A 789-nucleotide genomic window follows, 5' to 3' on the forward strand; every position below is an offset into this window, starting at 1 on the left:
CCTGTTCGTGACCAGCAGCACTTTACTATGCTGTGCTTTACCGGTGCTGATGGTGTCTTTAGGGTTTGGTGCTGCGATGGCCAGTCTGAACTACAACGTTCCGGGTTTACTATTTCTTGCTGAACACAAGCTATGGACTTTAAGTCTGTCGGCACTATTACTGTTGTTTTTGGCCTGGATGATTTGGCGACCGAATCAGAGGTGTCCTACCGATCCGACGTTGGCAGCACTCTGCCAGAAAACCAAACATTGGAATGGGTGGATATTCTGGATCAGCGTCAGTATCTGGAGCATTGGATTTTTCTTCAGCTACTTACTACTGCCGATTCGGCAGGCTTTCTGGTAGGAGGGGTTAAAATGAAACGATGGTTGACACTTACGTTATTGGCGATAGCGATGATGATGGCTCAGACTGCTTTTGCGAAGACGCTTGAGGTCGAGGTCCATGGCATGACCTGCGCTTTTTGTGTCGATAGTCTGGAGCGTAAACTAACGGCTATACCTTCGGTTTTCAAGGTTCAGGTCAGCTTGAAAGCCAACAAAGTTCGACTTGAAACAGATGGCGATACACCGAACGTTGAAACCATTAAGCAAGCTATCCTGGATGCGGGTTTTACGCCGGTCAAAGTCACGGTTATCAGTGATGAAGAAAATAAAGAATAACGTTCTCGCTGTCCTGGGTTTAAGCAATCTGTTGAGCGCTGTTGCACCAGTCCATGGCATGGGGTTGCGATCATTAGTGGCGCTACCGGTTGAAAAAGATGGAGCAGTAGCCCGCTTTGTGTATGA

Annotated in this window: 1 protein-coding gene; it reads left to right on the plus strand. The window is 47.8% G+C overall.

Going from position 1 to position 789, the window contains the following annotated elements; genetic code table 11:
- The first annotated feature begins 132 nt into the window (after nt 1-132).
- Nucleotides 133-663 (plus strand): heavy-metal-associated domain-containing protein, encoded by a 531-nt coding sequence (locus IQR33_RS33745; protein WP_228014022.1) that lies wholly within the window; start codon nt 133-135, stop codon nt 661-663.
- Nucleotides 664-789 lie beyond the last annotated feature (126 nt).

The organism is Vibrio sp. OPT46 (assembly GCF_015163535.1).
GTDB classification, from domain to species: domain Bacteria; phylum Pseudomonadota; class Gammaproteobacteria; order Enterobacterales; family Vibrionaceae; genus Vibrio; species Vibrio alginolyticus.